Genomic DNA, 23,792 nt, shown 5'->3' with positions numbered 1-23,792 from the left:
CGAATGGGTTCGGAAACGATGGCTGGGCGATTAGCCCAGCATGCTCACGAACTTTTCAAACAGATAGAAGCTGTCCTGTGGGCCGGGTGAGGCTTCGGGGTGGTATTGCACGCCGAACGCCTTCTTGCCGGTGATCGCGATCCCGCAGTTGGAACCATCGAACAGCGAGACGTGGGTTTCGATCACGTTGGCAGGCAGCGAACCCGGCGCATTGTCCACGGCAAAGCCGTGGTTCATCGAGGTGATTTCCACCACGCCGTCTTCGTTGCGCTTGACCGGATGATTGGCGCCGCGATGGCCCTGGTTCATCTTGGTGGTCTTGGCGCCGGCCGCCAGGCCGAGCATCTGGTGCCCGAGGCAAATGCCGAAGATCGGCACGTCGGCCGCGAGCAGTTGCTGGATCACCGGCACGGCATAGGCGCCGGTCGCGGCCGGGTCACCCGGGCCATTGGACAGGAACACGCCGGCCGGCTTGAGCGCCATGATCTCGTCAAACCCGGTCTGCGCCGGCACCACGGTCACGTCTGCCCCGGCCTTGACCAGGTTGCGGAAGATATTGTCCTTGGCGCCGAAATCCATGGCGACGACGTGCGGGCGGCCCGTGCCTTCAGGGCGGGTATAGCCCTGCCCCAGGTGCCAGACCGAACCCTGCCATTCTTCGCGGGCCTCGCGGCTGACCACGCGGGCGAGGTCAAGGCCTTCCAGCCCCTGCCAGGCGCGCGCCTTTTCCAGCAGGGCTTCCAGGTCGAACTGGCCTTCCGGGTTGTGCGCGATCACCGCGTTGGGCGCACCCGACAAACGGATGCGGCGGGTCAGCGCGCGGGTATCGATGCCGGCCAGGCCAATGCGGCCCTGGCGCTCCATCCACTGCTGGAACGTGCCCTGGGCGCGGAAGTTGGCCGGCGCGGTCACGTCTTCACGCACCACGCAGCCGACCGCGCCAGGCACGCCATGGCTTTCCATGTCTTCGGCATTGGTGCCGACATTGCCGATGTGCGGGAACGTGAACGTGACGATCTGCGATGCATAGCTCGGATCGGTCATCACTTCCTGGTAGCCGGTCATCGCGGTGTTGAAGCACACCTCGCCGACGGCTTCACCCACGGCGCCAAAGCCTCGGCCCCAGGCGACCGAACCGTCGGCAAGGACGAGAACACCCGTCGATCCTTCTGGTTGGGACGCAAGCGAAAGGGCGGGGTCGGCCATTATGGGGGCGCTCCGTTGGCAGGGGTTCTGGCGATGTTGCTAAGGCCCGGCCGCTACGCTCCTATGGCCGCAGCGTCAACCTAGCGGTTCAAGAAAGTTTGTCCTAGGAGGAATCCTTTGCGCCGCCCTGCGCGGCCCGAACACCCACAGGAAAAACACGACATGATCCGCGACACGATCAAGGCCGCGCAAGTGGCTGCCATGAAAGCCGGAGACAAGGGACGCCTTGCCGCCGTCCGCCTGATCCTGGCCAAGCTCAAGGACAAGGACATCGAACTGCGCACCGCAAAGACGGTGCCGGACGACGATGCCGTGGTGATCGACGTGCTGCAAAAGATGGTCAAGCAGCGCCGCGAATCGATCACCCTGTTCGAGCAGGGCGGCCGCCAGGAACTGGCCGACGTGGAAAAGGCCGAACTGGTCGTGATCGAGGAATTCCTGCCCGCGCAGCTTTCCGAAGACGACGTGAAGGCGGCGATCGAAGGCATCAAGGCCGAACTTGGCGCCACCGGCATGAAGGACATGGGCCGCGTGGTGGCCGAACTGAAAGCGCGCCACGGCACGCAGATCGATATGAGCAAGGCCAGCGGGCTGGTGAAGGCGGCGCTTTCGTAAGCAACATGCCCTCCCCTAACCCGTCCCGCAGGCGGGAGGGGGATTTTGGCGTCAGGCCTCCGCCTCCCGCTGTAGGAACTTCTTTTAACTCCCCTCCCGCTTGCGGGAGGGGCTGGGGGAGGGCATGTTCCCCCGATGGACCAAGCTTGGCAGCGCGCGAACGACAAGGGCGACCAGCGCCCTACCGCCCGCGCCCGCCAGTTGCGCAACAATGCCACCGAACCGGAACGCCACCTGTGGCAGGCCTTGCGCAGCCGCCAAGTGCTGGGCGTGCGGTTCAATCGGCAATTCCCCATCGGGCCGTACATATGCGATTTCGTGTCGCGGGAATATCGGCTGGTCATCGAAATCGACGGCGCCACGCATGCGGCGGCGCAGGCCTATGATGCCCGGCGAACAGCGTTTCTGGAAAGCCAGGGTTTCTCCGTCGTCCGCTTCTGGAACGGCGACGTGATGAACAACCGTGATGGGATTATCTTAGAATTGATCCGTGCTTTAAAGGAATTGGGAGCGAAGGGTGAGCTTTGACGCAACACGCCCTCCCCCAGCCCCTCCCGCAAGCGGGAGGGGAGTTTGAGCCTGACCCCGCAATGGCTGGATGAACTGCGCAATCGCGTCTCGCTTTCGGGCGTGATCGGGCGGTCGATCCGCGTGCAGAAGGCCGGGCGCGAGTTCAAGGCGTGCTGCCCGTTCCACAACGAGAAGACGCCCAGCTTCACGATCAACGACGAAAAGGGCTTCTACCATTGCTTTGGCTGCGGCGCGCATGGCGATGTCATCCGCTGGATGACCGATCACCAGGGCCTGCCGTTCATCGAGGCGGTCAAGGAACTGGCGGCGCAGGCCGGCATGGACATGCCCGAGATGGACCGCCAGGCCGCCCAGCGCGCGCAGGCGGCCAAGTCGCTGCATGATGTGATGCAGGCCGCGCAGGACTTTTTCGTGGCCAGCCTGAAAGCGCCAGAGGCCGAGCGGGCGCGGGCCTACCTCGCCTCGCGCGGGTTTCCCGAGCGCATCGCGCGTGAATTCGGCTTTGGCTATGCCCCTGACAGCCGCACTGCGCTCAAAGAGGCGCTGGGCCAGTTTCCCGAAAGCATGCTGATCGAGGCCGGCTTGCAGATCGTGGTGGAAGGCAAGACGCCCTATGATCGCTTTCGCGGGCGGCTGATGCTGCCGATCGCCGACCAGCGTGGACGGATCATCGCTTTTGGCGGACGCATCCTCGCGGCCGAAAAGACCGACGCCCCCAAGTACCTCAATTCGCCCGATACGCCATTGTTTGACAAGGGCCGCACGCTCTACAACCTGCACCGCGCCGCACCGGCCGCGCGATCGTCGGCCCGGATCGTGGTGGTCGAGGGCTATATGGACGTGGTCGCCCTGGCCGCCGCCGGCATTGCCGAGGCGGTGGCCCCGCTGGGCACGGCGCTGACCGAGCACCAGATCGAACGGCTGTGGCGCGTGACCGAATGCCCGACGCTGTGTTTCGATGGCGATGCCGCCGGGCAGCGCGCGGCGATGAAGGCCGTGACGCGCGCCCTGCCCCTGCTGCGCCCTGGGCACAGCCTGCGCATCGTCACCCTGCCCGATGGCATGGACCCCGATGACGTGGTCAAGAAACGCGGCCGCGAGGCGATGCTCGATCTGCTCGGCACCGCGCGCAGCCTGGTCGATGTGCTGTGGGAAGGCGAGCGTGATGCCTCGCCGCTGGCCACGCCGGAGGACAAGGCCGGACTCAAGGCGCGCCTGCTGGCCCATTGCGACACGATCGCCCACCCCGATATCAAGACGCTCTATCGCCGCGAACTGCTCGATCGCTTTGGCGAACTGGCCTTTGCCCGGCGCGAACGTCCCGCGTTCACCCCGCGTCAGGGCGGCACGTTCCAGCCGCGCCAGGGCCGCGGCCCTTGGAAGCCGGCGCCGCCCCCCCTGCCCGCTGCCACAGCCAGCCGCCTCTCCGCCAAGGTCGGTTCGGGCGACGCGCTGCTGGCGGCGGTTCTGGCCGGGCTGGTGGTGCATCCCGCCGCGCTGGCCCGCCATGGCGAGGCGCTGGCGCGCATCCACCCTGCGCAGGCCGGCATGGCCGCGCTGCTCGATGCGCTGCTGGCCTTTGCCGAATCGGGCGCCCCGCTTGAAAGCACGGCCTTGCGCCCCATATTGCTGGAGCGGCAGCTAGAGGTGCCGTCGGCAGACGATTACGATGGCCTGCGATTCGGCTTCCTTTCGGAAACGAGCGCCACCGCGCTCGACGAACTGGCCGAAGCGATCGAGCTGATCGTCGATCTTCCGGCGGTCGAATCGGCGCTGGCGCGAGCGACAGAGCGCCTGGAAAATGACTTTTCCGAGGATAGCTTTGCCGAACAACAACGATTGCTGCAACGAAGGCTGGCTTTGCTGGCCAGGTTGGGGCAAATGGGTCGCACTCGTGCATCGTTATAATAGGAACATATGGATCGCCCGAGACCGGATGCGATCCTGGCCTGGGCACCGATGGGGCCCAATGCGGCACGACGTCAAAGGGTGGTATCGGGGTTAATGGCTTCCAACGACAAGACCGATAGCGGCGATGCACCGCTGATCGACCTTAACGAGGCTTCGATCAAGAAGCTGATCGCGCGCGCCAAGCGTCGCGGCGTCATCACGTATGACGAGCTGAACGAAGCTTTGCCGCAAGACCAGATGTCCTCCGAGCAGATCGAGGACATCATGGCCGCGATCTCGGAAATGGGCGTCAACATCGTCGAGAGCGACGAGGACGCGGTCGATCCCGAAGAGCGTGAGGCTGAGGAAGCCGAAGACAACGACACCGGGATGGACGACCGCCCGGTAGTTGAAAAGCGCAAGGAAACCATCGAACGCACCGACGATCCGGTGCGCATGTACCTGCGCGAAATGGGCGCGGTGGAACTGCTCAGCCGCGAGGGCGAAATCGCCATCGCCAAGCGCATCGAAGCCGGCCGCGACACCATGATCATGGGCCTGTGCGAAAGCCCGATTACCTTCCACGCCATCATTCAGTGGTCCGAAGCGCTCAACGCGGGCGAAATGCAGCTGCGCGAGATCCTCGATCTCGATGCCATGCTGTCGAAGGAACCGCAGCCCGAGAACCTGTCGGAAGACGGCGAAGAAGCCGACGGCGAAATCAGCGAAGCCACCGCTGGCCCTTCCTTCAAGGAAGAGGAAGACGTCGAGGAAGAGGAAACCGAGGACGAGGACGACGAGCTGCGCGAGCGCCGCGCCCGTCCGGCGGAAGAGGAAGAGGAAGACAACACCCTTTCCCTCGCCCAGATGGAAGCCACGCTCAAGCCTGCCGCGCTGGAGCGTTTTGCCGAAATCACCAGCCTGTTCCGCGCCTTTGAAAAGCTCCAGGGCGAGCGTCTCGACGCGCTGGGCCTGGGCCTGCCGTTCTCGGCCGCCAAGGAAACCGAATATCACAAGCTGCGCGAGGAACTGACCGCGCAGGTGGAAAGCGTGCAGTTCCACGCTTCCAAGATCGAATACCTGGTCGACAACCTCTATGCGTTCAACCGCCGGCTGACCACGCTGGGCGGGCAGATGCTGCGCTTGGCCGAGCGCCACAAGGTGAGCCGCAAGGACTTCCTCGACCACTACGTCGGGCGCGAGTTGGACGAAGGCTGGTTGCAGTCGCTCGCCACGCGCGACAAGAAGTGGGCGGCCTTTGCCGCCACAGAAGCGGGCGCGGTCGAACGCATCCGCGCCGAAGTGGCCGACATTGCCTCGGCCACGGGCATGCAGCTGGCTGAATTCCGCCGCATCGTGAACATGGTCCAGAAGGGTGAGCGCGAGGCGCGCATCGCCAAGAAGGAAATGGTCGAGGCGAACCTGCGCCTGGTGATCTCGATCGCCAAGAAGTACACCAACCGCGGCCTGCAGTTCCTGGACCTCATCCAGGAAGGCAACATCGGCCTGATGAAGGCGGTGGACAAGTTCGAGTACCGCCGCGGCTACAAGTTCAGCACCTATGCCACGTGGTGGATCCGCCAGGCGATCACCCGCTCGATCGCCGATCAGGCGCGCACCATCCGCATTCCGGTGCACATGATCGAGACGATCAACAAGCTGGTGCGCACCAGCCGCCAGTTCCTGCACGAGCAGGGCCGCGAGCCCACGCCCGAGGAAATGGCCGAGCGTCTGTCGATGCCGCTCGAAAAGGTGCGCAAGGTGATGAAGATCGCCAAGGAGCCGATCAGCCTCGAAACGCCGATCGGCGACGAGGAAGATTCGCACCTGGGCGATTTCATCGAGGACAAGAACGCGATCATCCCGGTGGATGCGGCCATCCAGGCCAATCTCAAGGAAACCGTCACCCGCGTTCTGGCCAGCCTGACCCCGCGCGAGGAACGCGTGCTGCGCATGCGGTTCGGCATCGGCATGAACACCGATCACACGCTGGAAGAAGTTGGCCAGCAGTTCTCGGTGACACGCGAACGCATTCGTCAGATCGAAGCCAAGGCGCTGCGCAAGCTCAAGCACCCGAGCCGCAGCCGCAAGATGCGCTCGTTCCTCGATCAGTAAGCCCTGCGGCACTGCCGCAAGCGCTCTACGCCAAGAGAGGCGCCCGGCTCCGGCCCGGCGCCTCTTTTCGTATGCCGGGTATGTGTTGCAATGCGGCATCAGTATCAACTGAAACCGACACACCCTTGCATTAGTCTGACACAGGCTTGACACAAAACGCTAATAGCCCGGCCGGATCACACAACAGCGGCAAAGACCGCGTCCTTTCCGTCAGGGGAAATTCCATGCGTACCACCCGTTTCGCTTCCGCCATGCTGGCGGGGGCCGCCTTTGCGGCCATCGCACCTGCCGCCTTTGCCCAGGATGCCGCACCCGCTGCGCCGGCCGCCGCCGCTGCTGACGATGCCGGCAATGCCATCGTCGTGACGGCAGAGCGCCGCCAGGAAAACATCATGTCGGTGCCGGTGTCGGTGGCCGTGATGAAGCCCGAACTGCTGCACAACCTGCAGGCCGCCGGCGCTGACACGCTGCTCTCGCTTGCCGGCCGCGTGCCCAGCCTCAACGTCGAATCGACCACGGGCCGCATCTTCCCGCGCTTCTACATCCGCGGCCTTGGCAACATCGACTTCTACCTCGGCGCTTCGCAGCCGGTGTCGGTGATCCAGGACGACGTGGTGATGGAGCACGTGGTGCTCAAGTCCAACCCGGCGTTCGATATCGCCCAGGTGGAAGTGCTGCGCGGCCCGCAGGGTTCGCTGTTCGGCCGCAACACCACGGCCGGTATCGTCAAGTTCGACACCGCCCAGCCCACCGCAACCTGGGCCGGCCAGGCCAGCGCCAGCTGGGGCAGCCGCAACAGCGTGAACATCGACGCTGGCGTCGGTGGTCCGCTGACTTCTGACGGCCGCGTCAGCTTCCGCCTGTCGGGCCTGTACCAGCACCGCGACAACTGGATCAACAACACCTACACCGGCGTCAGCGACGACGGCACCAAGCCCGGTAACAACGTCATGGGCGGATTCAACGAGCGCGACGTACGCCTGCAGCTGCTCGCCCAGCCGACCGAAACCCTGTCGCTGCGCCTGTCGGGCCACTATCGCGATTACGACGGCAGCGCCTCGATCTTCTACCGCGGTTCGATCCAGAAGGGCACGCACACAGTGCCGCAGAATCTGGACCTGACCAACGTGGCCTATGACGAAGGCGGCAACAACCCGCAGGCCTACAAGACCAAGGGCGTCTCGCTCAAGGCCGTGCAGGACATCGGCAGCATGACGCTGACCTCGATCACGGCCTATGAAGCCTCGCACGGTTCGAGCCGGGGTGACACCGACGGTGGCGCGGCCGCCAACTTCGGCGGCGCCGGCTTTGGCGAATCGCGCGGCGTGTTGCGCAGCCTCAACCAGTGGAGCCAGGAAGTGCGCCTGGCGAGCCCGGACGCGGCCCGCTTCAAGTGGCAGCTGGGCGGCATCTACTTCGACTCGCGCGATTACACCGAGTTCGACCAGCGGGGCTACTTCCTCAACGCTGGCGCACCGGGTGCCAACCCCAACAACTGGGTGCTGCTGCACAACGTCAACACCAGCTGGGCGGTGTTTGGCCAGGCCAGCTATGACCTGACCGAAAAGCTGCGCTTTACTGCCGGCGCGCGCCTGTCAAACGACACCAAGACCACCACCCTGCTCAAGACGGCGGACACCGCCGCTGGCGTGGTGACCTTCCCGGCCACGGCCGCGCGCAACGTGCGCCTGTCGGACACGCAGCCGAGCTTTGACGCCAGCCTGCTCTATCGCGCCAATTCCGACCTGTCGTTCTTTGCCCGCGTGGCGCGCGGCTTCCGTGGCCCGACCATCCAGGGGCGCTCGGCCGTGTTCAATTCGCCGTTCACCACGGCCAATTCGGAAAAGAACACCTCGTGGGAAGCCGGCATCAAGAGCGCCTGGCTGGATAACGCGCTGACGTTCAACCTCACCGGGTTCTACTACACCGTCACCGACATCCAGTTGAACGGCAACGACAGCAATGGCAGCGGCGTGCTGTTCAATGCCGACAAGGCCGTGGGCTATGGCGCCGAAGCGGAAGTGGGCCTGCGTCCGTCGAAGAACCTGCGCTTCGACATTGGCGTGAGCGTGCTGCACACCGAGGTCAAGGATCCCAACGTGTTTGCCCAGGCCGGTTCGGCTGGTGGCGTCCTGTCGGAAACCGTGCTCAACCCGGTCAACAAGGTCGGCGCGAACTACTTTGCGCAGATCAACGGCAATTCGCTGCCCAATGCGCCGCGCTTCAACCTCAACCTGTCGGGCCGGTACGACCTGCCGCTGAATGACGACTTCAAGGCGTTCGTCGGCGCAGACTTCAACCTGCAGGGCTATACCATGTACGTGCCCTACAAGACGGTGGAATACACCTCTGACGGCAACTACGAGCTGGGCGCCAAGGCCGGCTTCGCGTTTGGTCGCTACGAGTTGGCGGTGTTCGCCCGCAACCTGACGAACAAGCGCAACCTGGTCGGCGTGATCGACACCTCCAACTATCGCGCCGGGATCTACAACGATCCGCGCACGATCGGTGTCTCGTTCAGCGGTTCGTTCCGCTGATCGCATCGCACAGCATGACAATCGGGACGGGGTGGCAGCGATGCCGCCCCGTTTCGTGTTATGGCAGCCCGAATAAATCCTTTTGACACTGGGCTTTCCGCCCTTGACCGGCCCGCAACAAGGCGCAACGAACAGAACCGCGACACCGGCTTTCGCCCGGCTTGTCCTCCGGGAGTTTCCGCCAATGTTGCCTGCCCGCCAAACCGTTGCCCTTGCCGCCCTGGCCCTCGCCCCACTGGCCAGCGCCGTGGCCCTGCCCGCTGCCGCGCAGGCGCAGACGGCACCGCCCCCGGCGGCACGCCCGCTCGATCCTGCCGATCTGCAAGTGGCCAGCCAGATCATCGCGGTTATCCTGCCGCCCGAACAGCGGGTGGCAATTGTCGAGCGCGTCACCAAGACGATGATGGGCGCCATGCAGGGCAACATGGCCGGCATCATGGGCGTGGACGATCCCGGCTTGCAGCAGATCTTCGCGCGCATGTTCGAAACGATGCCCGCGGCGATGCGCCCAGCGATGGAGCGCCGCATGCCCGAACTCGTCGATGCCATGACCCGCGCCTATGTCCGCCATTTCTCGCACGAAGACCTTCGCGCCATTCTGGCTTTCGCCCAGACGCCGGCAGGTAGTCACTATCTCTCGCGCTCGGCCGACCTGATGCAGGACCCTGACGTGGTTACCGTGATGACCGCGATGAACCGCGACGGCATGGAAGTGGGCATGGGCATGGCCAAGAATCTCAAGGCAGAGCTGACCACCTACCTGACCCAGCACCCAGAGGTCGCCAAGAAGATCGCCGCTGCCCACGCCGGGCAATGAGAGGCGACGGGTGGGCTGCCGCGCCGGGCTGCCCACCCATCTGGGCAAAGGGTGCATCATAAGGCCAATTAATCTGGCATAGCGCGCGCAATGGGTTTAGGGGGACGCCAGAACCCCCACCATAGGCAACCGGAACCGCTATAACCCATGCGCATTGCCATTGCTTCCGATCACGCCGCGCTGGCGCTCAAGGCCGATCTTGTCCAGTGGCTGGGCGAGCTGGGCCACGATGTGGCCGACCTTGGCCCCTATAACGGCGACAGCGTCGACTATCCCGATTACGGGTACAAGCTGGCCAGCGCCATGGCCGCCGGCGAAGCCGAACGCGGCATCGCGCTGTGTGGCTCGGGCATCGGTATTTCCATTGCCGTCAACCGCAACCCGGCCGTGCGCTGCGCCCTGGTGGGTGAGCCGTTTTCGGCCAAGCTTTCGCGTGAGCACAACGATGCCAACGTGCTGGCCATGGGCGCCCGGCTGACCGGGCTCGACATGGCCAAGGCCTGCGTCGAGGCGTTCCTCGCCACGCCCTTTGCCGGCGACCGCCACGTGCGCCGCGTTACCAAGCTTTCCAATCCAGCCCTCTGATCCAGGAGCCACACCCGATGTCCACCGCTGCCACCGCATCGCCGGAAGTCCGCACGGCAGGCTTCTTCACCGAGCATCTCGCCTCGGCCGACCCCGAAATCTTCGCCGCCATCCAGGGTGAGCTCAAGCGTCAGCAGACCAAGATCGAGCTGATCGCCTCGGAAAACATCACCAGCCTGGCCGTGCTCGAAGCAACTGGCTCGGTGCTCACCAACAAGTATGCCGAAGGCTATCCGGGCAAGCGCTATTATGGCGGCTGCGAATACGCCGACGTGGTGGAAAACCTGGCGATCGAACGCGCCAAGCAGCTGTTCGGCTGCAATTTCGCCAATGTGCAGCCCAATTCGGGCAGCCAGATGAACCAGGCCGTGTTCCTGGCGCTGCTGCAGCCGGGCGACAGCTTCATGGGCCTCGATCTCAACTCGGGCGGCCACCTCACCCACGGTTCGCCGGTCAACATGAGCGGCAAGTGGTTCCACCCCATTCCCTATGGCGTGCGCGCCGACGATCACCAGATCGACATGGACGAAGTGGCCCGCCTCGCGCGCGAGCACAAGCCCAAGCTGATCATCGCGGGCGGCACCGCCTATTCGCGCACCTGGGACTGGCAGGCGTTCCGCGCCATCGCCGATGAAGTGGGCGCGTGGCTGCTGGTCGATATGTCGCACATCTCGGGCCTGGTTGCCGGCGGGGCGCACCCCTCGCCGATCCCGCATGCCCATGTCGTGACCACCACCACGCACAAGAGCCTGCGCGGCCCGCGTTCGGGCGTGATCCTGACGAACGACGAGGCGCTGGCCAAGAAGTTCAACACCGCCGTGTTCCCCGGCCTGCAGGGTGGCCCGCTGGTCCACGTGATCGCGGCCAAGGCCGTGGCCTTTGCCGATGCGCTGCGCCCCGAATTCAAGGCCTATGCCCACCAGGTCGTGGCCAATGCCAAGGCCCTGGCGGAAAGCCTCAAGGATGCTGGGCTCGGCATCGTTTCGGGCGGCACCGACAACCACCTCATGCTGGTGGACCTGTCGGCCAAGGACGTGACCGGCAAGGCCGCTGAAAAGGGCCTCGATCGCGCCTGGCTCACCTGCAACAAGAACGGCGTGCCGTTCGACAAGCGCTCGCCCTTCGTCACCTCGGGCATCCGCCTGGGCACGCCGGCTGGCACTACCCGCGGCTTCCGCGAGGCAGAGTTCCGCCAGATCGGCCAGCTGATCGCCCAGGTGGTCGACGGCATGGCCCGCAATGGCGAAGAAGGCGACGGCCAGGTGGAACAGCGCGTGCGCGACGCCGTGGCGGACCTCTGCGCGCAGTTCCCCATCTACCCGGAGCTTTGAGCGTTTGCGTTGCCCGTTCTGCGCCCATGACAACAGCCAGGTGAAGGACAGCCGGCCGACCGAGGACAACACCTCGATCCGCCGGCGGCGCCAATGCGAAAGCTGCGGCGCCCGCTTCACCACGTTCGAACGCGTGCAACTGCGCGAGGTTCTGGTGGTGAAGAACAAGGGCGATGGCAGCGAGCCGCGCCGCGAACCGTTTGACCGCACCAAGATCGAACAGTCCGTCGCGCTCGCCTGCCGCAAGCGCCCGGTCACGCAGGAACGCCTGGATCAGCTGGTTACCGGCATCCAGCGCCAGATCGAAACCATGGGCGATGGCGAGGTCGCCTCCAAGGTGATCGGCGAGATGGTCATGGATGCGCTGCGCCAGCTCGACAGCGTAGCCTACATCCGCTTTGCCAGCGTCTATCGCGATTTTTCCGAAGCCCGTGATTTCGAGGAATTTGCCTCTTCCATCCAGGAAGTGGCCAAGTAAGCCATGCCTGCACAGCCCGTTATCGTTCTCGTGCGCCCGCAATTGGGCGAAAACATCGGCAAGGCCGCGCGCGCTATGCTCAATTTCGGCCTGGCCGAAATGCGCCTGGTATCGCCGCGTGATGGCTGGCCCAATCCGGCCGCCGGCCCGGCCGCCTCTGGCGCCGACGTGGTGCTGGAAAAGGCCCAGGTCTATGAAACCCTGGCCGATGCCGTGGCCGATTGCGCCCATGTCTATGCCACCACCGTGCGCAAGCGCGGGGTGACCAAGCCGGTGGTGACGCCCGAGGAAGCGGCCCGCGCGATCGTGGTCGAAGAAGGCCGCAGCGCGCTGGTGTTCGGGCCAGAGCGTTCGGGCCTGGAAACCGATGACGTGGCCCTGGCGCGCACCATCCTGACCGTGCCGATCAATCCCGAATTCGGCTCGCTCAACCTGGCCCAGGCAGTGATCCTGTGCGCCTATGAATGGTCCAAGCACCAGAACGCCACCGGCGCCCTGGTGCAGCCCACGGTCGAAGACATGCTGCCCCCTGCCCCGCAGGAAGAGTTTGAAGGCATGTTTTCCCAGCTGTGCGGCCTGTTGGAACCGCGCGGCTATTTCATGCCCGAAGACCGCGCGGCGGCCACGCGCCGCACGCTGCGCACCATGCTGACCAAGCCGGGCTGGAATCATCTCGAAATCCGCACGCTGCGCGGGGTGTTGTCTGCCATGCGCCGCGCGCCAGGCAGCAAGCCCGGCACCGAGCCTCGCGGGGAATAAGCTTTTCCCTTGACTCTGCGGGCGTGTCCTGTTCTAGGCGCGCCTTCGCAATTGGCCCCACACGTCCGGTGAAGTGGTGGCCGCATCCCGACAATTGGCGGGATGGTGCGGTTCCGGGCATCAGCCGGGAGGGCATCGGCCTTCCCCAGACCAAACGCTAGTTGAAAGGAACGAACGCGTGTCGAAGCGCCATTCGTCCAAGTACAAGATTGACCGTCGCCTTGGTGAAAACCTGTGGGGCCGCCCCAAGAGCTCGGTGAACCGCCGCTCGTATGGCCCGGGCCAGCACGGCCAGCGCCGCAAGAGCAAGGTTTCCGACTTCGGCATCCAGCTGCGCGCCAAGCAGAAGCTCAAGGGCTACTACGGCGACGTGACCGAAAAGCAGTTCAAGCGCACCTATCAGGAAGCGTCGAACATGAAGGGCGATACCGGTCAGAACCTGATCGGCCTGCTCGAACAGCGCCTCGACATGGTCGTGTACCGCGCCAAGTTCGCGCCGACCATCTTTGCGGCTCGCCAGATCGTTTCGCACGGCCACATCCGCGTCAACGGCGTGAAGTGCAACATCGCCAGCCGCCGCGTGCGCCCCGGCGACGTGCTCACCCTGGGCACCAAGGCCAAGGAAATGGCCCTGATCGCCGAAGCGCAGGCTCTGCCGGAACGCGAAGTGCCTGACTACGTCGCCCAGGAAGGCGCCGACAAGGTCACCTTCGTGCGCGTGCCGACGCTCGACGAAGTGCCCTATCCGGTGAAGATGGAACCGAACCTGGTCGTCGAATTCTATTCGCGCTGATCGGTCGGTCCTCACGGACGAGACAAACGGAAAAGGCGGGGCTTTCACCCCGCCTTTTTTGTTGCCCGCCAAACGCGGCCAAACCGTATGCCCGATGCGCAGGTGCGCACCGGGCAGAACACCGCGCGATCAGGCCTTCTTTTCGAAAGCCACGGTGATCTTGAGGCGCACTTCGTCGCTGACGAAGGGCACATACTTGCTCACGCCGAAATCCGAACGCTTGAGCGTGCCGGTGGCGCCAAAGCCCACGGTGAAGGCCTTGCTCATCGGGTTGGAGCCAGCGCCGCCAAACGTGGCATCGAGCGTGACGGGCTTGGTCACGCCGTGCATCGTCAGGTCACCCTCGATCCGCGCGGTGCGATCGCCGGTGGGAACCACCTTGTGCGAGACGAAGCGGATGGTGGGATACTTGGCAGCGTCGAACCAGTCGGCGCTCTTGAGTTCACCATCGAGCGTGGCGTTGGTGGTGGAGATCGCCGAAACCGGCAGCGCCACGTCCAGCGTGGTGGCACCCAGGTTGGCCGGGTTGAGCGTCATCGTGCCGGTGGCGCCGGGGATCACGCCGAAAAAGTCGTTGAAGCCAAAGTGGCTGACGGTGAATTCGGCGAGGGTGTGGTGGGTTTCCACCTGATAGGTGCCAGCCGGCACGGCCGAAGGCGCGGCAGTGGCCTGCGCGGCGACCAGCGCCGGCGCGGCCAGGGCAGGAACGGCAAGAGCCAGGGCCAGAGCAGCGAAAGTCTTGGTACGTGTCATGACAGGGATCGTCCTTGTTGCAATGATCAGCGGTGAAATGATCGGGCGCAAGATGGCGTTTCCACCATCAGATGATAATACGCCAAGCATGAGATTATCCTTTTACCCAGGGTGCGAAATCAGTGGCTGACCGCTTGACCGGAATCGAGGTGTTCGTCGAAGCGATGCGGCTGGGCGGCCTCTCTGCGGCCGCCCGCGCCCTGCACATGTCGCCGGCGATGGCGGCCAAGCACCTTTCCGCGCTGGAGGCGCGGCTGGGCACCACGCTGGTCCACCGTACCACGCGGCGCCTGTCGCTGACAGAGGCGGGCGCGGCTTACCTCGACAAGGCGGAACGCGTGCTGGCCGACTTGCGCGAGGCCGAAGCAGAGGCTGCCGCGCAAAGCGTGGCGATCGAAGGGCTGCTGCGGGTGAGCGCCCCGATGTCGTTCGGCGTGCTGCACATCGCGCCCTTGGTCGCCGCGTTCAACCAGCGCTATCCCGGCATTACCGTGGAACTGGGGATGAGCGATCGCCAGGTCGATCTGGTGGAAGAACGCTGGGACATGGCCATCCGCATCGGCCGCCTGGTCGGCAGCAGCCTGGTGGCGCGCAAACTGGCCGACATGCATCTGGTGGTCTGCGCCTCCCCTGCCTACCTTGCCCGGCGTGGCACCCCCAGCCAGGTCAGCGATCTGGTGCAGCATGATTGCCTGGGCTTTACCCTCACGCGGTTTGGCCAGCACGTCTGGCGCTTTGGCCTGGATGGCACGATCCACCAGCCGGTGCGCGGCACCTTGCAGGCTGACAATGGCGACGTGCTGGTGGAAGCGGCGGCAGCGGGCCTTGGCCTGGTCTATGGTCCACGCTTCATCGCCGCGCGCGCCCTGCGCGAAGGGCGCCTGGTAGAGGTGGTGCTGGACCAGCCGCTGGCGGGGCTCGGCGCCGTCCATGCGATCACCCATCCCTCGCGCCGGCCAGCCGCCAAGACCCGCGCCTGGATCGAATTCCTGGCGGCGACGGTGCCCGCGATGGCCGCCGAATGGTAGACATAATAAAGCAATATTTTCAGCCGTTTCCCGCAACAAACGGATCGTCGCAAATTGCGCACGAACGCAGCAGAAAATGGGAACAGCATCGCGCCGCCAGCATTATCGCAGCATGCTGATGTATCGCTTCGTCACGCCGCACCGTTGCGGCAAATGGTATCCTGATCTGGAAACAGCCAAGGCCCAGGCCAGCGCCATCGGCGCCGGCTTTCTCGACACCCGGACCGGCGAATTCGCGCAATATCCCGGCACCCGGCTTGAAACCGAGGTGGTGATGACGCCGCAGCCGCAGATCGCGGCCTGAGGGTCTGACGGATCACTCCCGGTTGAAATAGTCCCGGCGGAAATCGGCGGCGAACGCGGTAAAGCGATCTTCCGCGATGGCCGCCCGCATGCCGGCCATCAGCTGCTGGTAGAACGATAGGTTGTGCTCGGTCAGCAGCATGGCGCCCAGCATCTCTCCAGCCTTGTGCAGGTGATGCAGATAGGCGCGGCTGTACTTGGCGCAGACCGGGCAGGTGCAGCGCGGGTCAAGCGGGCCGGTGTCCTCTGCATGGCGGGCATTGCGCATGTTGATCGGGCCGTTCCAGGTAAAGCCCTGCCCGTTGCGGCCCGATCGCGTGGGCAGCACGCAATCGAACATATCCACCCCGCGCTCCACCGCGCCGACCAGGTCATCGGGCTTGCCCACGCCCATCAGGTAGCGCGGGCGATCGGCCGGCAATTGCGACGGCGCAAAATCGAGCGTGGCGAACATCGCCTCCTGCCCCTCGCCCACCGCCAGGCCGCCGATGGCATAACCGTCAAAGCCGATGTCGCGCAGCGCATCGGCGCTTGCCTGGCGCAGCCCTTCGTCCAAGGCCCCCTGCTGGATGCCAAACAGCGCCGAACGTGCGGCATGCTCTTCCCCGCTGTCGAAACCGGCGCGGCTGCGGCGGGCCCAGCGCATCGACATTTCCATCGAGCGGGCGATCACGTCGCGCGGCTGATCGGCACGCGGGCATTCGTCGAATGCCATCACGATGTCGGAGCCCAGCAGGCGCTGGATTTCCATCGAGCGTTCGGGCGAGAGCATGTGGCGCGAACCGTCGAGGTGGCTGGCGAACGTGACGCCTTCCTCGGTGATCTTGCGCAAGTCTGACAGGCTCATCACCTGATAGCCGCCGCTGTCGGTCAGGATCGGGCGATCCCAGCCCATGAACGCGTGGAGGCCACCCAAGCGCGCCATGCGCTCGGCACCGGGGCGCAGCATCAGGTGATAGGTATTGCCCAGGATGATGTCGGCACCGGTGCGGCGTACGTCTTCCACCTTCATTGCCTTGACCGTGGCCGCCGTGCCCACCGGCATGAACGCCGGCGTGCGGATCTCGCCCCGCTTCATCTGGATGGTGCCGGTGCGGGCCTTGCCGCTGGTGGCGTGGATCTGGAACGAAAAGCGGGTCATCGGGGGCGGGCAATCATCCGGGGCAAAAGAACAGTTGCGGCCCTTAGGCGCAAACGCCAAGGCGTGCAAATGTCGCTGTTTCACCTTGCTCTTGCCGCTGCCCAGACGCCCGCGTTCACGCCGGCGCCGTGGATGTATCCGGTACTGACCGCGATTGCCGTGATCACCGGCCTGGTCGATGCCATTGCCGGTGGCGGCGGGCTGATCATGATGCCTGCGCTGATCACGGTGGGCCTGCCCCCGCACCTGACGCTGGGCACCAACAAGATCCAGTCGATGTGCGGCACCACGATGGCGACCTGGCGCTATCACCGCGCCGGGCTGTTCACCCTGGCCGGCAATGGCGTGCTGGTGGCCGTCACGTTTGCCGGCGCGCTGATCGGCGCACTGGTGATCCAGCATTTCAAGCCACAGGTGCTCTCGCTGATCGTGCCGGTGCTGCTGATCGGGGTGGCGCTTTACACCGTGCTTTCCCCGCGCATGGACGATTGCGACCGCCACGATCGCCTTGGCGCGCGCAAGTTCCTGCCGGTTGCGGGGGGCGTGGGCTTCTACGACGGGTTCTTTGGCCCCGGCGCCGGGCAATTCTACACCACCACCCTGGTGGCCCTGCGCGGCATGGGGCTGACCCGCGCCACCGGACTGACCAAGCTGCTCAACGTGACCAGCAACCTGGCCAGCGTGATCGTCTTTGCCCTGGGCGGCCATGTGCTGTGGCTGCTGGGCCTGTGCATGGGCGCCGGGGCGATGACCGGTGCCATCATCGGCAGCCACTTTGCCACCCGCTTTGGCGCCCGGCTGATCCGCCCGTTGCTGATCGTGGTCAGCCTGGCCCTGACCGGGCGGCTGGTGTGGCAGTGGTTTGCCGGCTGATTACGGCACCAACAGTGAACTGTCGCCGTAGCTGTAAAAGCGATAGCCGGTGGCGATGGCATGGGCATAGGCCGCCTGCATCGTGTCCAGTCCCATCAGCGCCGAAACCAGCATGAACAGCGTGGACTTGGGCAGGTGGAAATTGGTCATCAGCCCGTCGATCGCCTTGAAGCGATAGCCGGGGGTGATGAAGATCGCGGTGTCCCCTTCGAACGGGTGGATCGTGCGCGCCTCATCCGCCGCGCTTTCCAGCAGGCGGAGCGAGGTGGTGCCCACCGCGATGATGCGCCCACCGGCCGCGCGTGCGGCGTTGAGCCGGGCCGCGGTTTCGGGCTCGATCCGGCCCCATTCGGCATGCATCTGGTGATCGGCGGTGTCATCGGCCTTGACCGGGAGGAACGTGCCCGCCCCCACATGCAGCGTGAGCGTTTCATGAGCGATGCCGGCGTCGGCCAACCCCGCCATCAGCTCTGGCGTGAAATGCAGCGCGGCGGTGGGCGCGGCAACGGCCCCGTCCTTTTGCGCGAACATCGTCTGGTAATCCTGGCGATCCTGGGCGTCAGTCTCGCGCTTGCCAGCGATATAGGGCGGCAGCGGCATGCGGCCGGCCCGTTCCAGCAGCACTTCCACCGCCTCATCCCCAGGAAAGAACAGCGTCCAGCTGCCATCGGCGTGGCGCGCCTCGGCCGTGGCGGAAACGCCGGCGCCGAAATCGATCACGTCATCGGCGCGCAGCCGCTTGCCGTTGCGGATGAAGGCTTGCCAGCGGCGCAGGTCGAGCCGCTTGTGCAGCGTGGCGCCCACGCGCGCCTCGCCGCGCCGGCCTTCGAGCTGGGCCGGGATGACGCGGGTATCGTTGAACACCAGCACATCGCCGCGGCGCAGCAGGCTGGGCAGATCGCGCACCACATGGTCGCTCAGCGGCTGCCCGCCGGCCACATGCAGCAGCTTGGCCGCATCACGCGGGCGAGCCGGGCGCAGGGCGATATTTTCGGGCGGCAGTTCGAAATCGAAAAGGTCAACACGCATGAGGCTGCGCGCTAGCGACAGCAAGGGCGCAGGGCAAGGGTTTGGCGCGTGCCATTTGGGCTTCGGCGCTTGAAGCGGCCAAGGGGCTTCGACAGGCTCAGCCCGAACGGCGTATTGGGAACAGATATCCGCATCCGTTCGGCCTGAGCCTGTCGAAGGCCCCTTGCCCCAAGATCAGTTGGTGCGCGACTTGCTCAGCATGTCGGGCGTGATCGCGCCGGTCGGCACCGGCGCCGGCAGTGCGGGGCGCGGCTTGTTGTCAGCCAGGATCGAGGCCTGGAGGATCTTGGTCGGGTTGCTGGGCGGCTCGCCCCGCACGATCGTGTCCACCGCATCCATCCCGCTGATCACGCGGCCAAAGTTGGTGTACTTGTGATCGAGCGCAAAGCGCGGATAGAACACGATGAAGAACTGGCTGTTGGCCGAATTGGGCTCGTTGGTGCGGGCCATCGACACGGTGCCGCGCATGTGCGGGGCATCGTTGAATTCGGCCTGAAGGTCGGGCAGCTTCGATCCGCCTTGGCCGGTGCCGGTGGGATCGCCGGTCTGCGCCATGAACCCGTCGATCACGCGGTGGAAGATGATGCCGTTGTAGAACCCTTCGCGCGTCAGCGTCTTGATGCGCTCCACATGGTGGGGCGCCCATTGCGGCATCAGGCGGATCAGCACGCGCCCGCCGTTCGACAGGTCGAGCACCAGCACGTTTTCAGGATCGTGGGCCGGATCGGTATCGACGGCATAGGTAATTTCGTGCTGCGGCACGACCTTGTCGATCTTGAACGGCTGCGCCGGGGCCTTTTCCCCACGGCTTTGCGCCATGGCCGGGCCGGACACGACCGCCGAGGCTGCCAGGGCAGCGCAGATCAGGGCCTTGGAAAACGAACGGGCGATCATCAAGCCTGCCACCTTGTTGGAATATGTGAAACGCCGATTAGGCCCGGCGCGCTGACACTGCAATGAACGATTCGGCAATAAACACGCGATCGGCGCGGCGGCATGGCGCGCTCAGTAATCCCCCAGGCGGCCGATGCTGTTGACGCGGGCCACCACATCGTCGCGCACGGTGGGGGTAACGAAGCCGGAAATGTCGCCGCCGAACAGCGCGATTTCCTTGACCAGCTTGGACGCAATCGGCTGCAGGCTGACATCGGCCATCAGAAAGACCGTCTCGATCCGGTCGTTGAGCTGCTGGTTCATCCCGGCCATCTGGTATTCGTATTCGAAATCAGCCACGGCGCGCAGGCCGCGCACGATCACGCTGGCGCCCTGCGCTTCGGCAAACTTCATCAGCAGGGCGTTGAAACCCACCACGCTGACATTGTCGATGCCCTGCTCGTCCAGTTCGCGGCGCACCATGTCCATCCGCTCTTCGGGTGTGAACATCGGGTTCTTGGATGGATTGGTGGTCACGCCCACGATCAGCTGGTCCACCAGCTTGGCGCCGCGGCGGATAATATCGAGATGGCCCAGCGTGATCGGATCAAACGTGCCGGGATAGATGCCAACGCGCTGCGCCATCAGTGATTCCTTTCCACGATGAAGCGCGCGAGTTCGCGCAGCAGGTCTGCCTCGCTGCCATGGCTGCCCAGGTGGGCGATTGCCTGGTCGACCAGGATGCGCGCCTGCTCGCGCGCGCGCTCGACACCGAGCAGCGAGACGAAGGTTTCCTTGCCGGCCACGGCATCCTTGCGCAGCGCCTTGCCGGCGGCGGCCTCGTCACCCTCGGCGTCGAGCAGATCGTCGGCGATCTGGAAAGCCAGGCCGATATCGCGGGCATAGCCGCGCAGGTGGGTGCGGCCTTCGGGCGGCAGCCGCCCCAGGATCGCGCCCATTTCCACCGCAGCGGCCAGAAGCGCGCCGGTCTTGAGCTGTTGCAGGCGGGTCACGGTGGGCAGATCGAACGTGGCGGTTTCGGCCACGATATCCATCATCTGCCCGCCGGCCATGCCATTGGTCCCGCTGTTCACGGCCAGGGTGCGGATCAGTTCGACGCGCACGAACGGGTCGCCGCTCATCGCCGGATCAGACAGGATCTCAAACGCGAAATCGTGCAGCGCATCGCCTGCCAGCACGGCCGTGCCATCGTCGAACGCCTTGTGCACCGTGGGTTTGCCATGGCGCAGATCATCGTTGTCCATGCACGGCAGGTCATCGTGGATCAGCGAATAGACGTGGATCGCCTCCAGCGCGGTCCCTGCCCGCACCGCCACCTGGCGATCGACGCCATACATCGCGGCCGTGGCCGTCACCAGCAGTGGGCGCAGCCGCTTGCCGCCACCGATGGTGGCATAGCGCATCGCTTGCACCAGCCGATCGCGCGGATCACCCGGCAGGGGCAGCAGCGCATCGAAGCTGGCGTCGATATCGGCCTGGATCGCGGCCAGTGCCGGCTTGAGCAGGCCAGGGCTGCCCGTGGGCGCGGTCATCGCGATCAGGCCCCGTCGAACGGCCGGGTTGCTGCCGGCCGCCCTTCGCGATCGGCCACGACCGCCTCGATTCGCGCCTGCGCGGCATCGAGCCGGGCCTGGCAATGCGTGCGCAGGGCCTCGCCCCGGGCATAGAGGTCGATCGATTCGTCGAGCGGAGCCTCGCCACTTTCCAGGCGGCGGACCACCACTTCAAGTTCCTTCAGCGCATCCTCGAAGCTGAGCGCGGCGATATCGGGTGTGCTAGCCATCGCGGCAAGCAATGGCCGCGCCGGCCGGGCCGGTCAAGCGGGGAACGCGTGGCTGTCACCGGCCTTTTGGGGTGTTCTTCCCCTAGCGCAAACGCGCGCACGCGGCTAAGGGCGCTTCCCATGTCCCAGATCACCGCTGAAATCGTCGCCGCTCACGGCCTGTCGGAAGAAGAATACGCCCGCGTGCTCGGCGCGCTGGGGCGCGAGCCCAACCTGGTCGAGCTGGGTATCTTCTCGGTCATGTGGTCAGAGCATTGCTCGTACAAGTCGAGCCGCATCCACTTGAAGAAGCTGCCGACCACAGCGCCGTGGGTGATCTGCGGCCCCGGCGAGAACGCCGGCGTGATCGACATCGGCGATGGCCAGGCCGCCATCTTCAAGATGGAAAGCCACAACCACCCCAGCTACATCGAACCCTATCAGGGCGCGGCCACCGGCGTTGGCGGCATCCTGCGCGACGTGTTCACCATGGGCGCGCGCCCGGTGGCCAACATGAACGCGCTGCGTTTCGGCCGGCCCGATCACCCCAAGATGAAGCACCTAGTCCAGGGCGTGGTGGCGGGCATCGGCGGCTATGGCAACTGCGTGGGCGTGCCCACGGTTGGCGGCGAAACCAATTTCCATAAGGCCTATGACGGCAACATCCTGGTCAACGCGATGACCGTGGGCGTGGCCGATACCGACAAGATCTTCTATTCGGCAGCCACGGGCCTGGGCAATCCGATCGTCTATGTCGGTTCGAAAACCGGGCGCGACGGCATCCACGGCGCCACCATGGCCAGCGCCGATTTCGACGAGAAGAGCGATGAAAAGCGCCCGACCGTGCAGGTGGGCGATCCCTTCACCGAAAAGCTGCTGATCGAAGCCTGCCTCGAACTCATGGCCACCGACGCCATCGTCGCCATCCAGGACATGGGCGCGGCCGGCCTCACCTCCTCGTCGGTGGAAATGGCCAGCAAGGGCGGCGCGGGCATCCGCCTCAACATGAACATGGTGCCTTGCCGCGAAGAGGGCATGACGCCCTATGAAATGATGCTGTCGGAAAGCCAGGAGCGCATGCTCATGGTGCTGAAGCCCGGCAAGGAGCCGATGGCCGAGGCGATCTTCCGCAAGTGGGAGCTGGACTTTGCCGTGATCGGCGAAGTGACCGACACCGGCCACATGGTGCTGGAATGGAACGGCGAAGTCGTGTGCGACATTCCGCTCGATCCGCTGGCCGACGACGCGCCGCTCTACGATCGCCCGCACGTGCCCACGCCCAAGCCGGCCGCGATCGAAGCCCTGCCCGAAAGCGCTGATATCGGCGCCGACCTGGTCACACTGATCGGCAGCCCCGACCTTGCCAACCGCCGCTGGATTTTCGAGCAATACGACAGCCAGGTCGGCGCCGATACGCTGCAGAAGAGCGGTGGCGATGCCGCCGTGGTGCGCGTGCACGGCACCGACAAGGCGCTGGCGATCAGCACCGACTGCACCCCGCGCTATTGCTTTGCCGATCCCTATGAAGGCGGCAAGCAGGCCGTGGCCGAGACGTTCCGCAACATCTGCGCGGTTGGCGCCACGCCGCTCGCCATCACCAACTGCCTCAACTTTGCCAACCCGCAGCGCCCGGAAATCATGGGCCAGATCGTGGGCTGCCTGGAAGGCATGGGCGATGCGTGCCGCGCGCTCGATTACCCGATCGTCTCGGGCAACGTTTCGCTCTACAACGAATCCAAGGCGACCGGCGGCGGCTCGGCCATCCTGCCCACGCCGGCCATCGGCGGCGTTGGCCTGATGCTCGATCACACGCGCATGGCCACGGTTGCCTTCAAGGCCGCCGGTGAAACCGTGTGGCTGCTCGGGCCCGAAGGCACCCACCTGGGCCAGTCGCTCTACCTGCGCGAAATCCTCGGCCGCGAAGAAGGCCAGGCTCCCGCGGTCGACCTCGCGCTGGAACGCCGCAACGGCGAACTGGTGCGCGAATGGATTGCCGACGGCAAGGTTACGGCAGTGCACGACGTGGCCGATGGCGGCCTGCTCGTGGCGCTGACCGAAATGGCGCTGGCCGGCAATATCGGCGTGACGCTTGATGCGCCGCTCACCACCGCGCAGGCCTTTGGCGAAGACCAGTCGCGCTATGTCGTCACCACGCCGGCTGGCGTGGTGCTTGACGGCGCCACCAAGCTTGGCACCACCGGCGGCCAGGCCGTGGCCGGCGTGCCGCTTGCCGCCTTGCGCGAAGCGAACGAAGCCTTCTTCCGCGACTGGATGGAAGGCTAAGCCGCACCTCCACCACCCGCTGCGCGGGCGGTCCCCATCCCCGTTGCTGTGCGACAGGGAGGACCAGAT

General features: G+C 65.3%; 23 protein-coding genes. 15 read left to right on the top strand and 8 right to left on the bottom strand.

The window, feature by feature from the left end; genetic code table 11:
- Window positions 1-30: 30 nt before the first annotated feature.
- Entirely contained in the window at window positions 31-1,206 is a 1,176-nt protein-coding gene (gene carA / locus IP65_RS15435; protein ID WP_022677778.1) for a glutamine-hydrolyzing carbamoyl-phosphate synthase small subunit, read from the bottom strand.
- A gap of 162 nt (window positions 1,207-1,368) precedes the next feature.
- On the opposite strand from carA, the gene IP65_RS15430 reads away from it, so the two are divergent.
- From IP65_RS15430 to rpsD, 11 genes are all read left to right on the top strand, one after another.
- Complete coding sequence (locus tag IP65_RS15430; protein ID WP_022677779.1) at window positions 1,369-1,821, top strand: GatB/YqeY domain-containing protein; 453 nt, start codon at window positions 1,369-1,371, stop codon at window positions 1,819-1,821.
- Window positions 1,822-1,956: 135 nt separating this feature from the next.
- Entirely contained in the window at window positions 1,957-2,349 is a 393-nt protein-coding gene (locus IP65_RS15425) for an endonuclease domain-containing protein (protein WP_022677780.1), read from the top strand.
- Window positions 2,350-2,394: 45 nt separating this feature from the next.
- On the top strand, window positions 2,395-4,260 hold the full coding sequence (gene dnaG / locus IP65_RS15420) for a DNA primase (RefSeq protein WP_054132243.1): 1,866 nt from the start codon (window positions 2,395-2,397) through the stop codon (window positions 4,258-4,260).
- Window positions 4,261-4,356: 96 nt separating this feature from the next.
- Entirely contained in the window at window positions 4,357-6,357 is a 2,001-nt protein-coding gene (gene rpoD, locus IP65_RS15415; RefSeq protein ID WP_022675588.1) for an RNA polymerase sigma factor RpoD, read from the top strand.
- 224 nt (window positions 6,358-6,581) lie between these two features.
- A complete protein-coding gene (locus IP65_RS15410) occupies window positions 6,582-8,894 on the top strand; it encodes a TonB-dependent receptor (protein ID WP_022675587.1) in 2,313 nt (770 codons plus the stop codon).
- 184 nt (window positions 8,895-9,078) lie between these two features.
- A complete protein-coding gene (locus IP65_RS15405; RefSeq protein ID WP_022675586.1) occupies window positions 9,079-9,711 on the top strand; it encodes a DUF2059 domain-containing protein in 633 nt (210 codons plus the stop codon).
- Between the two features lie 147 nt (window positions 9,712-9,858).
- Window positions 9,859-10,296, top strand: coding sequence for a ribose 5-phosphate isomerase B (gene rpiB / locus IP65_RS15400; RefSeq protein WP_022675585.1), 438 nt, complete (start codon window positions 9,859-9,861; stop codon window positions 10,294-10,296).
- A 17-nt stretch (window positions 10,297-10,313) separates the two neighbouring features.
- Window positions 10,314-11,627: a serine hydroxymethyltransferase gene (gene glyA, locus IP65_RS15395; protein WP_022675584.1), complete on the top strand. Its 1,314-nt coding sequence runs from the start codon at window positions 10,314-10,316 to the stop codon at window positions 11,625-11,627.
- Window positions 11,628-11,667: 40 nt separating this feature from the next.
- Window positions 11,668-12,105, top strand: coding sequence for a transcriptional regulator NrdR (gene nrdR, locus IP65_RS15390; RefSeq protein WP_369801299.1), 438 nt, complete (start codon window positions 11,668-11,670; stop codon window positions 12,103-12,105).
- A gap of 3 nt (window positions 12,106-12,108) precedes the next feature.
- Window positions 12,109-12,864 carry an RNA methyltransferase gene (locus tag IP65_RS15385; RefSeq protein WP_054132242.1) on the top strand — a complete coding sequence of 252 codons (756 nt, stop codon included), beginning with the start codon at window positions 12,109-12,111 and terminating at the stop codon, window positions 12,862-12,864.
- A 178-nt stretch (window positions 12,865-13,042) separates the two neighbouring features.
- Window positions 13,043-13,657, top strand: a complete 615-nt coding sequence (gene rpsD, locus IP65_RS15380) for a 30S ribosomal protein S4 (protein WP_022675581.1) — start codon at window positions 13,043-13,045, stop codon at window positions 13,655-13,657.
- Between the two features lie 129 nt (window positions 13,658-13,786).
- Here the strand turns inward: rpsD and IP65_RS15375 are convergent, their stop codons facing one another.
- Window positions 13,787-14,410 carry a YceI family protein gene (locus tag IP65_RS15375; protein ID WP_054132241.1) on the bottom strand — a complete coding sequence of 208 codons (624 nt, stop codon included), beginning with the start codon at window positions 14,408-14,410 and terminating at the stop codon, window positions 13,787-13,789.
- Between the two features lie 122 nt (window positions 14,411-14,532).
- On the opposite strand from IP65_RS15375, the gene IP65_RS15370 reads away from it, so the two are divergent.
- Window positions 14,533-15,438, top strand: coding sequence for a LysR family transcriptional regulator (locus tag IP65_RS15370; RefSeq protein WP_022675579.1), 906 nt, complete (start codon window positions 14,533-14,535; stop codon window positions 15,436-15,438).
- A 76-nt stretch (window positions 15,439-15,514) separates the two neighbouring features.
- The gene (locus IP65_RS15365; RefSeq protein ID WP_022675578.1) at window positions 15,515-15,742 is read left to right on the top strand and encodes a hypothetical protein; all 228 of its coding nucleotides are present in this window, start codon (window positions 15,515-15,517) and stop codon (window positions 15,740-15,742) included.
- Window positions 15,743-15,754: 12 nt separating this feature from the next.
- Here IP65_RS15365 and tgt read toward each other — a convergent pair whose 3' ends face one another.
- Window positions 15,755-16,882 (bottom strand): tRNA guanosine(34) transglycosylase Tgt, encoded by a 1,128-nt coding sequence (gene tgt / locus IP65_RS15360; RefSeq protein WP_022675577.1) that lies wholly within the window; start codon window positions 16,880-16,882, stop codon window positions 15,755-15,757.
- A gap of 69 nt (window positions 16,883-16,951) precedes the next feature.
- Here tgt and IP65_RS15355 point away from each other — a divergent pair, with 69 nt between their 5' ends.
- Window positions 16,952-17,755 (top strand): TSUP family transporter, encoded by an 804-nt coding sequence (locus tag IP65_RS15355; protein WP_082350186.1) that lies wholly within the window; start codon window positions 16,952-16,954, stop codon window positions 17,753-17,755.
- Here IP65_RS15355 and queA read toward each other — a convergent pair whose 3' ends face one another.
- The 5 genes from queA to IP65_RS15330 all read right to left on the bottom strand — a co-directional run bounded on the left by queA (window position 17,756) and on the right by IP65_RS15330 (window position 21,461).
- Entirely contained in the window at window positions 17,756-18,784 is a 1,029-nt protein-coding gene (gene queA, locus IP65_RS15350) for a tRNA preQ1(34) S-adenosylmethionine ribosyltransferase-isomerase QueA (RefSeq protein ID WP_054132240.1), read from the bottom strand.
- 174 nt (window positions 18,785-18,958) lie between these two features.
- On the bottom strand, window positions 18,959-19,678 hold the full coding sequence (locus IP65_RS15345; protein WP_054132239.1) for a peptidylprolyl isomerase: 720 nt from the start codon (window positions 19,676-19,678) through the stop codon (window positions 18,959-18,961).
- A gap of 111 nt (window positions 19,679-19,789) precedes the next feature.
- A complete protein-coding gene (gene coaD, locus IP65_RS15340) occupies window positions 19,790-20,302 on the bottom strand; it encodes a pantetheine-phosphate adenylyltransferase (RefSeq protein ID WP_022675573.1) in 513 nt (170 codons plus the stop codon).
- On the bottom strand, window positions 20,302-21,210 hold the full coding sequence (locus tag IP65_RS15335) for a polyprenyl synthetase family protein (protein ID WP_022675572.1): 909 nt from the start codon (window positions 21,208-21,210) through the stop codon (window positions 20,302-20,304). Before IP65_RS15335 ends, coaD begins: the two co-directional genes overlap by 1 nt.
- Before the next feature lie 5 nt (window positions 21,211-21,215).
- Entirely contained in the window at window positions 21,216-21,461 is a 246-nt protein-coding gene (locus IP65_RS15330; RefSeq protein WP_028657669.1) for an exodeoxyribonuclease VII small subunit, read from the bottom strand.
- A gap of 120 nt (window positions 21,462-21,581) precedes the next feature.
- On the opposite strand from IP65_RS15330, the gene purL reads away from it, so the two are divergent.
- Entirely contained in the window at window positions 21,582-23,723 is a 2,142-nt protein-coding gene (gene purL / locus IP65_RS15325; protein WP_022675570.1) for a phosphoribosylformylglycinamidine synthase subunit PurL, read from the top strand.
- The last annotated feature ends 69 nt before the right edge of the window (window positions 23,724-23,792 follow it).

It is taken from the genome of Novosphingobium sp. AAP1 (assembly GCF_001295765.1).
In the GTDB taxonomy this organism is placed as follows: Bacteria; Pseudomonadota; Alphaproteobacteria; order Sphingomonadales; family Sphingomonadaceae; genus Novosphingobium; species Novosphingobium capsulatum.
Note: the sequence above shows the minus strand (reverse complement) of the source record. Positions and strands in the feature narration are given on the sequence as shown.

What these genes read in the sequence shown, in the direction of transcription:
- IP65_RS15430 (WP_022677779.1), top strand. Translation starts at nt 1,369, where the DNA reads ATGATCCGCGACACGATCAAGGCCGCGCAAGTGGCTGCCATGAAAGCC.
- IP65_RS15425 (WP_022677780.1), top strand. Translation starts at nt 1,957, where the DNA reads ATGGACCAAGCTTGGCAGCGCGCGAACGACAAGGGCGACCAGCGCCCT.
- rpoD (WP_022675588.1), top strand. Translation starts at nt 4,357, where the DNA reads ATGGCTTCCAACGACAAGACCGATAGCGGCGATGCACCGCTGATCGAC.
- purL (WP_022675570.1), top strand. Translation starts at nt 21,582, where the DNA reads ATGTCCCAGATCACCGCTGAAATCGTCGCCGCTCACGGCCTGTCGGAA.
- IP65_RS15355 (WP_082350186.1), top strand. Translation starts at nt 16,952, where the DNA reads ATGTCGCTGTTTCACCTTGCTCTTGCCGCTGCCCAGACGCCCGCGTTC.
- IP65_RS15405 (WP_022675586.1), top strand. Translation starts at nt 9,079, where the DNA reads ATGTTGCCTGCCCGCCAAACCGTTGCCCTTGCCGCCCTGGCCCTCGCC.
- IP65_RS15385 (WP_054132242.1), top strand. Translation starts at nt 12,109, where the DNA reads ATGCCTGCACAGCCCGTTATCGTTCTCGTGCGCCCGCAATTGGGCGAA.
- coaD (WP_022675573.1), bottom strand. Translation starts at nt 20,302, where the DNA reads ATGGCGCAGCGCGTTGGCATCTATCCCGGCACGTTTGATCCGATCACG.
- tgt (WP_022675577.1), bottom strand. Translation starts at nt 16,882, where the DNA reads ATGACCCGCTTTTCGTTCCAGATCCACGCCACCAGCGGCAAGGCCCGC.
- IP65_RS15335 (WP_022675572.1), bottom strand. Translation starts at nt 21,210, where the DNA reads ATGACCGCGCCCACGGGCAGCCCTGGCCTGCTCAAGCCGGCACTGGCC.
- IP65_RS15330 (WP_028657669.1), bottom strand. Translation starts at nt 21,461, where the DNA reads ATGGCTAGCACACCCGATATCGCCGCGCTCAGCTTCGAGGATGCGCTG.
- glyA (WP_022675584.1), top strand. Translation starts at nt 10,314, where the DNA reads ATGTCCACCGCTGCCACCGCATCGCCGGAAGTCCGCACGGCAGGCTTC.
- rpiB (WP_022675585.1), top strand. Translation starts at nt 9,859, where the DNA reads ATGCGCATTGCCATTGCTTCCGATCACGCCGCGCTGGCGCTCAAGGCC.
- queA (WP_054132240.1), bottom strand. Translation starts at nt 18,784, where the DNA reads ATGCGTGTTGACCTTTTCGATTTCGAACTGCCGCCCGAAAATATCGCC.
- IP65_RS15345 (WP_054132239.1), bottom strand. Translation starts at nt 19,678, where the DNA reads ATGATCGCCCGTTCGTTTTCCAAGGCCCTGATCTGCGCTGCCCTGGCA.
- IP65_RS15365 (WP_022675578.1), top strand. Translation starts at nt 15,515, where the DNA reads ATGGGAACAGCATCGCGCCGCCAGCATTATCGCAGCATGCTGATGTAT.
- IP65_RS15375 (WP_054132241.1), bottom strand. Translation starts at nt 14,410, where the DNA reads ATGACACGTACCAAGACTTTCGCTGCTCTGGCCCTGGCTCTTGCCGTT.
- IP65_RS15410 (WP_022675587.1), top strand. Translation starts at nt 6,582, where the DNA reads ATGCGTACCACCCGTTTCGCTTCCGCCATGCTGGCGGGGGCCGCCTTT.
- carA (WP_022677778.1), bottom strand. Translation starts at nt 1,206, where the DNA reads ATGGCCGACCCCGCCCTTTCGCTTGCGTCCCAACCAGAAGGATCGACG.